This is a genomic window from Comamonas terrigena NBRC 13299, assembly GCF_006740045.1.
GTDB lineage: Bacteria > Pseudomonadota > Gammaproteobacteria > Burkholderiales > Burkholderiaceae_C > Comamonas > Comamonas terrigena.
Map to the genome: position 1 here is coordinate 1,157,417 of NZ_AP019749.1, position 12,183 is coordinate 1,169,599.

At 67.5% G+C, this 12,183-nt stretch carries 9 protein-coding genes; 8 read left to right on the top strand and 1 reads right to left on the bottom strand.

Translation table 11 applies throughout. The features are described from left to right. Nucleotides 1-151: 151 nt before the first annotated feature. The 4 genes from CT3_RS05345 (at nucleotide 152) to CT3_RS05360 (ending at nucleotide 5,006) form a co-directional block, all read left to right on the top strand. The gene (locus CT3_RS05345) at nucleotides 152-1,123 is read left to right on the top strand and encodes a LysR substrate-binding domain-containing protein (RefSeq protein WP_083520529.1); all 972 of its coding nucleotides are present in this window, start codon (nucleotides 152-154) and stop codon (nucleotides 1,121-1,123) included. Between the two features lie 299 nt (nucleotides 1,124-1,422). Further along, entirely contained in the window at nucleotides 1,423-2,367 is a 945-nt protein-coding gene (locus CT3_RS05350) for an ornithine cyclodeaminase family protein (protein ID WP_066539355.1), read from the top strand. A gap of 171 nt (nucleotides 2,368-2,538) precedes the next feature. Next, the gene (locus CT3_RS05355; RefSeq protein WP_066539353.1) at nucleotides 2,539-3,519 is read left to right on the top strand and encodes a Bug family tripartite tricarboxylate transporter substrate binding protein; all 981 of its coding nucleotides are present in this window, start codon (nucleotides 2,539-2,541) and stop codon (nucleotides 3,517-3,519) included. Nucleotides 3,520-3,530: 11 nt separating this feature from the next. After that, entirely contained in the window at nucleotides 3,531-5,006 is a 1,476-nt protein-coding gene (locus CT3_RS05360) for an N-acyl-D-amino-acid deacylase family protein (RefSeq protein WP_066539538.1), read from the top strand. Nucleotides 5,007-5,093: 87 nt separating this feature from the next. Here CT3_RS05360 and CT3_RS05365 read toward each other — a convergent pair whose 3' ends face one another. Then, a complete protein-coding gene (locus tag CT3_RS05365; RefSeq protein ID WP_066539352.1) occupies nucleotides 5,094-6,755 on the bottom strand; it encodes an L-lactate permease in 1,662 nt (553 codons plus the stop codon). A gap of 322 nt (nucleotides 6,756-7,077) precedes the next feature. On the opposite strand from CT3_RS05365, the gene CT3_RS05370 reads away from it, so the two are divergent. The 4 genes from CT3_RS05370 (at nucleotide 7,078) to CT3_RS05385 (ending at nucleotide 12,016) form a co-directional block, all read left to right on the top strand. Continuing rightward, nucleotides 7,078-9,597 carry an ABC transporter permease gene (locus tag CT3_RS05370; RefSeq protein WP_066539351.1) on the top strand — a complete coding sequence of 840 codons (2,520 nt, stop codon included), beginning with the start codon at nucleotides 7,078-7,080 and terminating at the stop codon, nucleotides 9,595-9,597. A 232-nt stretch (nucleotides 9,598-9,829) separates the two neighbouring features. Then, the gene (locus CT3_RS05375) at nucleotides 9,830-11,053 is read left to right on the top strand and encodes an MFS transporter (protein WP_066539349.1); all 1,224 of its coding nucleotides are present in this window, start codon (nucleotides 9,830-9,832) and stop codon (nucleotides 11,051-11,053) included. A 58-nt stretch (nucleotides 11,054-11,111) separates the two neighbouring features. Next, nucleotides 11,112-11,477, top strand: a complete 366-nt coding sequence (locus CT3_RS05380; RefSeq protein WP_066539537.1) for a TraR/DksA family transcriptional regulator — start codon at nucleotides 11,112-11,114, stop codon at nucleotides 11,475-11,477. A 134-nt stretch (nucleotides 11,478-11,611) separates the two neighbouring features. Then, nucleotides 11,612-12,016 carry a group II truncated hemoglobin gene (locus CT3_RS05385; RefSeq protein WP_066539348.1) on the top strand — a complete coding sequence of 135 codons (405 nt, stop codon included), beginning with the start codon at nucleotides 11,612-11,614 and terminating at the stop codon, nucleotides 12,014-12,016. Nucleotides 12,017-12,183 lie beyond the last annotated feature (167 nt).

The following is a 12,183-nucleotide window of genomic DNA, read 5'->3' on the forward strand; positions in this document are numbered from 1 at the left end:
GGCGGTGCCAGGCTCCGACCGGCGCTGGGAGACATCCCGCGCCGGTTTTTTTGTGCCCGCAGCCCGGACGGAACCGGAGAGGCTGGCGGTAAGCTTGGCGCTGAAACCGGGGCATGGTGGCTGCCGGTGCAGTCCCCACCTTCCGCATGCCATGACTACTGATTCCCCGCGCCCCTTGCCCGCCACGCCCGCCGTTTCGTCGGTGGGTGTGGGGCGGGGCATTCCCAGTCTCACGGCCTTGCGCTGCCTGGACGCCAGTGCCCGCCTGGGCTCTTTCACCCGCGCGGCCCAGGAGGTGCATCTGACGCAGGGTGCCGTCAGCCACCAGATACTGAAACTGGAGGAGGACCTGGGTGTGCCCCTGTTCGAGCGCAAGCGCAGCGGTCTGGTGCTGACACCTTGCGGACGGGCGTACTGGAATGATGTGCTGCTGGCGCTGCAGCAGCTGGAACGGGCCACGCAGAGCATCCGCATGCAGGGGGAGCAAGGCGGCATGCTGAACCTGAGCACGGCTTCCAGCTTTGGCACCTACTGGTTGCTGCCGCGCCTGGGCGGCTTTCTGGCCCGGCACCCGGAGGTGACCTTGAACATCTCCATGCACATCGGGGAGGTCGATTTCTCCAGCATGCGCCACGATGCGGCGGTGGAATTCAGTCCTGGCGCCACGCCGGAGCTGTGTGCCCACAAGGTGGCCGATGTGGTGGTGCACCCCTATGGCGCGCCCTTGCTGCTGGCAGAGCATGCCGGCCAGCCATTGGCGCAGCTGCTGCAGAGCGTGCCCTTGATCCACCAGAACACCCTGATGGAAGCCTGGCCCAGCTGGCTGGAGGCGGCGGGACTGGCGCAGCAGGTGCAGCTGGAGCACTGCGCGCGGGGCTCGCGCTACGACCTGCTGTCCATGGCGCTCAACGGGGCGATTGCAGGCCTGGGGGTGGCCTTGCTGCCCGGCTACATTGCCGATGCGGCACTGCAGACAGGACAGCTGCAGCGGCTGTCCGAGGTCTCATGGACCTCCTCCAAAGCCTACTACCTGCGCTTTCCCCGCTGGAAAAGCGGCCAGCCCGCGCTGCGCAAATTCTGTGAATGGCTGGACAGCATCCGCCCGCCTATGGCCATTCCCTGAGCTGGGGAGGAGCCCACGCCGGGTATGCATTGATTTGGTGCATCCACTGCTGCAGTGCACAGGCTGCGGATCCGGCCGTGGGCCACGCTGGGGCAGGGTTTTTACCGGATGTGGCGCGTCGTGCACCAGACAGGGTTGCATGAATTCAATTGATGCTGCAATGAGAATCTTTGGTTTGCCCAGCGCATTGGCCATGCCATAAATTGGCGGCTTACCGGGTTTTGGGCATGAAGTCTGCATCGACCGCTTCTGCCTGCCGATGTCCGCAGGTTGATGTGCGAGAGAAAGTTGAATTGAACATGTCCCAGGGTCTTTCTTTGATCACCGATGCCGAAGTCGGCACCTTGCTGCAGCATGGTCCGCTGGTGGATGCGCTGGACGCTGCCTTTGCCGATCTGGCGCAAGGCGAAGCGGCGGTGCAGGCGCGCCACCGCATCGACTGCGGCCCTGCCAAGCTGAGCAATATGGGGGGCATCTGGCAGGCGCGCCATGCCGCGGCCGTGAAGTCCTATATCACCGTGGATGGGCAGTTCAGCTTTCTGGTGAACCTGTTCGATACCGCCCAGCGCAAGCCGCTGGCTGTGCTGGAAGCCAATGAGCTGACACGGTTTCGCACGGCCGCACTGACCCGCCTGGTGGCACGCAAGGCCACGACGGGCATGGCGGCCCCCCGCAAGCTGGCGGTGTTTGGTGCCGGCCTGCAAGGCCGTACCCAGGCCGAGGTGCTGTGCGAGGAATTCGATCTGCAGCAGGTGTGCTTTGTCGACCCCGTGGGCGATGCTGCCTGGGTGCAGGCCTTTGGCCAGCGCATGGGCGTCGATGCCCAGCTGTGCATGCCACAGGCTGCCGTGACCGATGCCGATCTGGTGGTGACGGCGTCCCGCTCCAAAAAGCCCGTGCTGGACGGCGAATGGCTCAAGCCCGGGGCCGTGGTGGTGGCCATGGGCACGAGTCTGCCGAATGGTTCGGAATTGGACAATGCCACGTTCCGCCGCGCCGGCCGGCTGCTGGTGGAATGGAAGCCACAAAGCCTGGTCGAAGCCGGCGAAGTGGTGCAGGCCCTGTCGGCCGGGGTGCTGAGCGAAGCCGATGTGGTGGACCTGCCCCAGCTCTACCGCAACGAGGCCCCGTGGCGCCGCAGCGCACAGGACATTGTGGTGTTCAAGTCGGTGGGCATTGGCCTGACCGATGTGGTAGCCGCCTACAGCGCCTGGCAGGCTGCCTGCGGCCGCACCAGCGCCTGAGCGCAGCGGCGTGACCGCAGCCGTGCTGCGGTGCTGCATTCCTTGGGAACCCCAGGCCCGGCAAGGGCTGCATGCCCGGCTGCTGTCGGGCAGGGGGAATGCTGTGCGCGCTTTCCGGTGGCCCGCCTTTCTTCTCCTCCCTCTCTCCCATCCCTCTCTCGGAGTCTTCCCATGAAAAATCAGGTTCTGCGTCGCACCGCCGTGGCCGCTGTCGCCACCCTGGCCTGGAGCTGGTGCCTGGCCAGCCAGGCCGCCGAATGGCCCAGCAAGCCGCTGCGCGTGATCGTGCCTTCGGCGGCAGGCGGCAGCCCGGACATCGTCACCCGGCTGCTGGGCAATGCCCTGTCCAAGCGTCTGGGCCAGGCCGTGGTGGTCGACAACCGCCCGGGTGCCGCCGGCAACATCGGCATGCAGGCCGTGATGACGGCCGTGCCCGACGGCTACACCCTGGGCTATGCCAACAACGCCACGCTGGCCACCAACCAGTTTCTGTTCGCCAACCTGCCCTATGACCCGGCCAAGCTGCTGCCGGTGATCGGCCTGGTGTCCACCCACAGCCTGCTGGTGGTGTCGCCGCGTCTGCCGGTGAAGACGGTGCAGGAGCTGGTGGGCTACGCCAAACAGCATCCGGGACAGCTGACCTTTGCCTCGGGCGGCAACGGCACGTCGGGCCACCTGGGGGCCGAAATGTTCAAGGTGCAGGCCGGCATCCAGGCGCTGCATGTGCCCTACAAGGGCGCTCCGCAGGCGATCAATGACCTGGTCGCCGGCAATGTGGACTTTCTGATCGACAACATCGCCTCCGTGGGGCCCATGGTGCAGGGCAAGCGCCTGCATGCCCTGGCGGTGACCTCGCGCACCCGCCTGGCCACCTTGCCCGATCTGCCCACGGTGGCCGAATCCGGGCTGCCCCAGTTCGAGGTGCGTGCCTGGGGCGGTCTGGTGATGCCGCCGGGCGCGCCTGCCGAGGCGGTGCAGCGCGTCAACAAGGAGATGAATGCGGTGCTGGCCGATCCCGAGGTGCGTGAGCAACTGGCCAAGATTGCCTTTGTGCCGCTGGGCGGCACGCCACAGGCCTTTGCCGAGCTGGTGCGCAGCGAGCGCGGCACCTGGCAGGACATCGTGCGCAAGAGTGGCGCGCGCATTGATTGAGGATGCTGCACATGGAACTGCAAACCGAACAAGCCTTGCCTGACGGCATCTGGGATGTGCTGATCGAAGGGGGCGAAGTCATCGACGGCAGCAAACGCCCGCGCTTCAGGGCCGATGTGGGGGTGGTCGGCGACCGCATCGTGGCACTGGGGGATCTGCAGGGGCAGCCGGCACGGCTGCGCATCGATGCCCGGGGCAAGATCGTGGCGCCCGGTTTTATCGATGCCCACACCCACGACGACCACGCGGTGCTGTGCCAGCCGGACATGGTCTTCAAGGTCTCGCAGGGGGTGACCACGGTGGTCACCGGCAACTGCGGCATCAGCCTGGCGCCGATGCGCGCGGGCCAGTCCTTGCCCGCGCCGCTGAACCTGCTGGGCGACGGCAGCCTGAGCTTTCCGACTTTCCGGGGCTATGTCGATGCGCTGAAGGCCCAGCCGGCCGCCGTCAACGTGGTGCCCATGGTGGGCCATGCCAATCTGCGCGTGCTGAGCATGGACGATCTGGGACACAGCGCCACCGCGCCGGAAGTGCAATCCATGCAGGCCCTGCTGGAGGAGGCCCTGGACGCGGGTGCCGTGGGCATGTCCACCGGCACCTACTACCCGCCTTCGGCGGCGGCCAGCACCGACGAGGTGATTGGCGTGTCGCGCCCGCTGGGGGCCCGGCAGGCGCTGTATGTGACGCACATGCGCAACGAGGCCGAGGGCTGCATGGCCTCCATCGAGGAGACCTTTGCCATTGGCGAGGCGGTGGACACGCCGGTGCTGATTTCGCACCACAAGCTGATGCGCGAGCCCAACTTCGGCCAGTCGACGGCTACGCTGGCGCGCATTGCCGAACAGATGCAGTGCCAGTGCGTGGCGCTGGACTGCTACCCCTACAACGCCAGCTCCACCATGCTGCACCTGGACGAGGCACGCTTGCAGGGCAAGGTGGTGATTGCTTCCAGCGGCAGCCACCCGGAGATGCGCGGCAAGGAGCTGGGGGATATTGCCGCGCTGTGGGGTGTGTCGCGGGCCGAGGCTTCGGCCCGCCTGCAGCCGGCCAGCGCCATCTACTTCAGCATGGACGAGGCAGACGTGCAGCGCATTCTGGCGTTCGAGCCGACGATGATCGGCTCCGATGGCATTCCCACCGGGGAGCTGCCCCACCCGCGCCTGTGGGGCACCTTCCCCCGCGTGCTGGGCCACTACAGCCGCGACGTGGGCCTGTTTCCACTGGAGACTGCGGTGTGGAAAATGACGGGCCTGACGGCCGGTGTCTTCGGTCTGGCGCATCGCGGCCAGGTGGCCCCCGGCTGTTTCGCCGATCTGACGGTGTTCGACCCGGTCACCGTGCGGGACCGCGCCAGCTACGACCAGCCCAAGCAGGCGGCCGAAGGCATTGACTGGGTGCTGGTCAACGGCCAGCCGGTCTACCAGGCGCAGGCCTGTACGGGAGCCCGCCCGGGCCGGGTGCTGGCGCGCACGGTGGAGGCCGCCTGAGGACCTTGCCCGCAGCCCTGCGGCAGCCGGCAATAAAAAAGGCCCATGCAGTGCGCATGGGCCTTTTGTCTGGTGCAAACCAGGTGCTTAGTGGACGACCATCAGGTGGAACGGCCAGACATACGCCTGCAGCGTCACGAACAGACCCATCAGGCAGGCCAGTGCGATCGAGTGGAAGAACACATAGCGCAGGATGTCGCCTTCACGGTCGAACCAGCGGGTGGCGGTGGAGGCCACGACGATGGACTGTGCATCGATCATCTTGCCCATCACGCCGCCGGAGCTGTTGGCCGCGCCCATCAGGTTGGGCGACAGGCCCAGCTGCTCGGCTGCCACCTTCTGCATGCCGCCGAACAGCACGTTCGAAGCGGTGTCCGAACCCGTCAGCGCCACGCCCAGCCAGCCCATCAAGGTGCCGAAGAAGGGGTAGAACACGCCGGTGTTGGCAAAGGCCAGACCCAGGGTGGTGTCGGTGCCGGAGTAGCGTGTCAGCGTACCCAGCGCCAGCATCAGCACAATGGTCAGCAGCGAGAAACGCACCAGCCAGATGGTCTTGAAGAACGTGCGCACGATGGCGACCGGGTTGTACTTCATCACGAAGGCGCTGACGATGGCCGCCAACAGGATGGCGGTACCGGTGGCCGACAGCAGGTTCAGCGTGTAGACAGCGCCTTCCTTGGTCGGGCCAGCCACCACGGGGGGCATCTTCTCGATCAGGTTGTGCAGGCCGACCATGGGGAAGGCGGGGGCGAACAGGCTGTTCAGCCAGGCCTTGACCGGAGGCATGCCCCAGATGAACACGAAGACCGACAGGATGACCCAGGGGGTCCAGGCGGCGATCAGCGCGCTCTTGCTGTGCTGCACGCGGGGCTGGGGCGGCTTGGCTTCCGAGGCGCTGATGTCCTTGCCGCGGATGGCGGCCGAGGTCCAGATGTTCTTGGGTTTCCACACACGCAGGAAGCCCACCAGGCAGGCGATGGAGACCAGCGCGGCGATGATGTCCACCAGTTCGGGGCCCATGAAGTTGGACACCAGGTACTGCGGAATCGCGAAGGACACACCGGCCACCAGAATGGCGGGCCAGATTTCCCACATCGCCTTGCGGCCGGCAAAGGCCCAGATCAGCCAGAAAGGAACCAGCACCGAGAAGAAGGGCAGCTGGCGGCCGATCATGGCCGTCACTTCCATCAGGTCGTAGCCGTGCACCTTGGCCAGCGTGATCACCGGCGTGCCCAGGGCGCCGAAGGCCACGGGAGCGGTGTTGGCGATCAGCGACAGGCCCGAAGCGGCCAGCGGCGAGAAGCCCAGGCCGATCAGGATGGCGGCGGTCACGGCCACGGGGGTGCCGAAGCCGGCTGCACCTTCAAAGAAGGCGCCAAACGAGAAAGCAATCAGCAGCAGCTGGATGCGGCGGTCTTCCGTGATGCCGGACAGCGAGTCCTGCAGCACCTTGAAGCTGCCGTTTTGCTCGGTCAGCTGGTGCAGGAAGATGATGTTCAGCACGATCCAGCCGATGGGCAGCAGGCCTGTGAACGCGCCAAACAGCGCGGCACGGCCGGCCATGTCGGCGGGCATGTTGTACACAAAGACGGAAATCAGCAGGGCGGCGACCAGGCCGGCGCCCGCCGCAATATGGGCTTTCATGTGCAGAAAGCCAAGACCCACCAGCATGACCACGACCGGAATAGCAGCCAACAGCGTGGAAATCCACATGTTGCCCATCGGGTCATAGATTTGTTGCCAAACCATGATTGAAACGCTCCCAAGTTATCTAAGTTGTTGCGGGCGCAATGGTCATCGGTGGCCTGTTTTCAAGGTCTAGTGGAAACCCTGGGTTTTGTCATCCTGAAGAAAATTTCAAAACCGTCATAAATACCTTCAATCTGCAAGTGGCATATGGACAGTCGGTTGTCAGCAATGCGGTGCGGAACTGGTGTGGGCAATGACTTCGGAATGCGCTGCAGGCGCCCGGAGTTGACGCCCGCGCGACAGTTGGGGGCACTGCGGGCCGCCGCCGCACGGGTGCGCAGCGGCGGCTGGGGTTATGGGGGCATGCGCTATCGTGCGAACCATGCACATGGGTTTTTTGCAACTGGGCTGGCGCACGCTGTGGCGCGATGCGCGTGCGGGCGAGCTGCGCCTGCTGGTGATTGCCGTGGCGCTGGCGGTGGCGGCGCTCACCTCGGTGGCCTTCTTTGCCGACCGGCTGGAAGGCGGCCTGCAGCGCGATGCACGCCAGCTGCTGGGTGGCGATGTGGTGGTGGTCAGCGACAACGCCCCGCCGGCCGTGTTTGCCGAACAGGCCCGCCAGCGCGGCATGCGCACGGTGCAGACGCTCAGCTTTCCCACCATGGGCCGGGCACCGGACGCCAACGGCGGCGCGGCCAAGCTGGTGGCACTGAAGGTGGTGGATGCCGGCTATCCGTTGCGCGGTCAGTTGCAGACCGCGCAGGGGTTGGAGCAGCCCGGCGGGGTGACCAGGGACATTCCTGCCCCGGGCACCGCCTGGGTCGAGGCCCCGCTGCTGGCCGCGCTGAATCTGAATGTGGGCGACAGCCTGCTGCTGGGCGACGCCAGCTTGCGCATCGCCCGCATCCTGACGGTGGAGCCTGACCGGGGCGCAGGCTTCATGGCCTTTGCCCCGCGGGTGATGATCCACGCCGCCGATGTACCGGTCACTGGTCTGGTGCAGCCCGCCAGCCGCCTGACGTACCGCCTGGCCGTGGCCGGCGATACGGAGAGCGCCATCGCCGCCTATGCCCGCTGGGCCAGGGCGGAGGTCGAAAACCCTGCCTACCACGGACTGCGCGTGGAAGCCATGGACAGCGGCCGGCCCGAAATGAAGCAGACGCTGGAGCGGGCCGAGAAGTTTCTGAGCCTGGTGGCCCTGCTGGCCGCGCTGCTGTCGGCCGTGGCCGTGGCACTGGCAGCGCGCAGTTTTGCCGCTCGCCACCTGGATGCGGCCGCGCTCCTGCGTGTGCTGGGCTTGCCGCAGCGCCGCATTGCCGCCGCCTATGCGCTGGAGTTTGCGCTGGTGGGGCTGGTGGCCAGCGCCATCGGCGTGGCCATCGGCTGGGGTGTGCACCATGTGTTCGTCTGGCTGCTGGCGGGCCTGGTGGAGGCCGGCCTGCCCGCGCCCAGCGGCTGGCCGGTGGCCTTTGGCGTGGGCATGGGGCTGACCTTGTTGCTGGCCTTTGGCCTGCCGCCGGTGCTGCAGCTGGCCCAGGTGCCCCCGCTGCGCGTGATCCGGCGTGAGCTGGGGGCGCTGCGGTCGGCATCGGTGGGTGTGCTGGCCGTGGGCGTGGCCGGGTTTGCCGCACTGTTGATGGCGGTCAGCCAGGATGCCAAACTGGGCGGCATCGCCGTGGGCGGTTTTGCGGCCGCCACGCTGCTGTTTGCAGGCCTGGGCTGGTTGGCGGTACGGGCCTTGCGCCGCCTGGTCAATGAGGCCACGGCACCGCGCTGGCTGGTGCTGGCCACGCGCCAGCTGTCGGCCCGGCCGGGTTATGCCGTGGTGCAGATCAGCAGCCTGGCCGTGGGCCTGCTGGCCCTGGTGCTGCTGGTGCTGCTGCGCACCGACCTGGTGGCCAGCTGGCGCGCCGCCACGCCGCCGGATGCGCCCAATCGCTTTGTCATCAACATCCAGCCCGAGCAGACGCAGGACTTCCAGGCCGCGCTGCAGCGCGGCGGCGTGGCGCGCTACGATTGGTACCCCATGATCCGCGGCCGGCTGGTGCAGGTGAATGGCCGGGACGTGGCGCCTGCGGACTACGCCGAAGAGCGCGCCCAGCGCCTGGTGGACCGGGAATTCAATCTGTCCAACGCGCTGCAGGCGCCGGCGCACAACCCCATCACCGCCGGCCGCTGGACGCCCGGCGAGGCGGATGGTGCCAGCGTGGAAGAAGGCATTGCCAACACCCTGGGGCTGAAGCTGGGCGACCAACTGACCTTCGATGTAGGTGGGGTGCGGCATGCTGCGCGCATCACCAGCCTGCGCAAGGTGGACTGGGGCAGCATGCGGGCCAACTTCTTTGTGATGTTCCCGGTGGAGCAACTTGAAGGCGTGGCCACCACCTATCTGGCGGCCTACCGTGCGCCGGACACCCCAGGCTTTGACAACGCCCTGGTCCGCGACTTCCCCAACATCACCAACGTGGACATGGCTGCCACCATCGCCCAGGTGCAGGGCGTGCTGAACCAGGTGATCCGGGCGGTGGAGTTCCTGTTTGCCTTCACGCTGGCGGCGGGGCTGGTGGTGTTGTTTGCTGCCGTCACGGCAACCCGCGAGGAGCGAGCACACGAATACGCGCTGATGCGCGCCATGGGGGCCCACAGCGGCTTGTTGCGCCAGGTGCAGCGGGCGGAGCTGGCCGGGGTGGGGCTGCTGGCCGGTGCCCTGGCCAGCGCCGTGGCCGTGGCCGTGGGCTGGGCGCTGGCGCGCTGGGTGTTTGAATTCACCTGGACCGCGCCGCTATGGGTGCCGCTGGCCGGCGCCCTGGCCGGTGCCGTGCTGGCACTGGCGGCCGGCTGGTGGGGACTGCGCGAGGTGCTCACCCGCCCGGTGATGGCCACGCTGCGGGAAGCCCAATAGGCGTTGCGACGGCCCGCAGGGCTTGGGGTGCGACGGCTTGTGTCGGCTGCAATGTACCCATGACCGTCGGGTGCGGATGCGGTCCTGGCACGGCCCGGTGCTGTCGCCGGTTTGCCAGCCGCAGCGGCGGTCAGCCCCGCCGCTGTAGCGGCACTGATTAAGATGCCCCGTCGCCCCTGCACGGGGCATTCACATTTCCAAGATCAGGCGCTGCAACGCAGCGGGGCAAGCCATGGCACAGGGCGGGAACAGGGCGAACAACCGGACATTGGTGCTGCTGCTGGGCAGTACCCAGACGCTGTCCTGGGCTTCCAGCGTGTACCTGCCCGCCGTGCTGGCGCCGGCCATGGCGGCCGACCTGGCGGTGGCTCCGCCGGCGGTGTTTGCAGCGTTTTCCGCGGCGCTGGTGGTGACGGCGCTGTTGGGACCCAAGGCCGGGCGGCTGATCGACCAGCGCGGCGGCCGCCAGGTGCTGGGCGGCAGCCACATTGTCTTTGCCCTGGGTCTGGCAGCGCTGGCCTGGGCGCCTTCGCTGGCCTGGATGTGGGCCGCCTGGCTGTGGCTGGGCGTGGGCATGGCGCTGGGGCTGTACGAAGGCGCGTTTGCCACCATCGTGCGCATCAAGGGACGTGACGCCAAGACGGCCATCACCGGCGTGACATTGATTGCCGGTTTTGCCAGCACCGTGGGCTGGCCGCTGTCGGCATGGATGGCGACGGCCTGGGGCTGGCGGGAGGCCTGCCTGGCCTGGGCGGCGCTGCACCTGCTGCTGGGCCTGCCGCTGGCCGCCTGCCTGCCGGGGCGCGGCGTGCGGGCTGCGGACGTGGTGGCGGCGGATGCGCAGCCTGCGGCGGCAGCGCCTGCTGCCACTTCCGTGGCTTCCCAGTCCGCCGTGCCCTGGCGCGTCACGGCCTTGCTGGCCTTTGCCTTTGCGGCCTGCGGTTTCGTCACCAGTGCCGTGGCGTCGCACCTGCCCCAGTTGCTGCAACTGCAGGGCCTGAGTCTGGGCGAGGCCGTGATGGTGGGGGCGCTGATCGGCCCTTCCCAGGTGGCCGCACGGCTGCTGGATTTTGTGGCCTTGCGCAGCGCTTCGCCGCTGTGGTCGGCGCGGTTGGCCGCACTGGCCCATGCGGCCGCGGTGCTGCTGCTGTGGGGGCTGGGCAACAAGGCGGCACCGGCGTTTGGTGTGGTGCACGGGGCGGGCAACGGCGTGCTGACCATTGCCCGGGGCACGCTGCCGCTGCAGCTGTACGGCCCGGCGGGGTACGGCCGCCAGATGGGCTGGATCCACGCGCCCGGGCGCTTTGCCCAGGCGCTGGCTCCTTGGGGCTTTGGCTGGTGCATGCAGTGGTGGGGAGGCGCGGCCTTCGGGTTGACGCTGGCCCTGTCGCTGCTGGCCGGCGGGGCCTTGCTGGTGCTGGGCTGGAAGGCGCCTGCGGCAGAGCACACCACGTAGGCTGTCCTACGTGAAAAAAAGCACACCGGCGGCAGGCCATCGTGGCATGCTGAACGGCATGACCATCTTGAACGCCACCCAACGTGAGCAGCTGCGCGCGACCCTGGAGGATCGCAAGGAAGTGCTGTTGCAGGAGCTGGAAGCCGTGCAGCACAGCCACCTGCGCCAGGCAGCCGATCCGGATGACCGGGTGGTGGATGACCCGGAAGAACAGGCGGAGCGCCTGACCGGCGAGGTGCTCAGCGATGCCGAAGCCCGGCGCGACCATGACGAGCTGGTGCTGGTGCGTGCGGCACTGGCCCGCATGGCCGAAGGCAGCTACGGCCTGTGCATAGACTGCGGCAAGGCCATTGCCGTGCCGCGCCTGCTGGCCCACCCGGCAGCGGCACGCTGCATTGCCTGCCAGTCCCAGTTTGAGAAGTAGCCCGCAGGGCAGCGCCTACACTCCTGGGGTCGGGAAACCCTTGCGGCGTGGCAGCACTGCCCGCAGCGCTTTCCCTTGGCCTTTCCGTTCTGGGCGCCGTGGGCGACCCGGGGCGCTTTCCGTGTTCTGCTGCTATGTCTTCTGACGACCAACCCGCTTTTGCCACCCCCTTCGAATGGATTGGCGGCGAGCCCGCCGTGCGCCGCCTGGTGGACCGTTTCTATGACCTGATGGACCTGGAGCCCGCCTACACCGAGCTGCGTGCCGCCCACGGCAGCACACTGGAGGATGCACGCGACAAGCTGTTCTGGTTTCTGTGCGGGTGGCTGGGCGGACCCGATCACTTTGTGGAGCGCTTTGGTCACCCACGCCTGCGTATGCGCCACATGCCGTTTTCCATCGGCATTCTGGAGCGCGACCAGTGGGTGGCGTGCATGGACCAGGCCATGGGCGAGGTGCAGCTGGATCCGGCGCTGCGCGAACGCCTGAAAGCCAGCTTCACCCAGACGGCCGACTGGATGCGCAACAAAGGCGCCTGAATCCGACGACCCGGCGCTGCCGCCCAGACCGGTGCGGTGGTGGGCGGCGCAGACGCTTTGGTGGCCTGCCAGGCCGCCTGTGTTGATGCGGGTCAACGACGGCCCGATTTCGGGGACGGAAGACCGATGAGCGTAGCGCGCTGACGCTAGGGTATCCGCTAGGATGC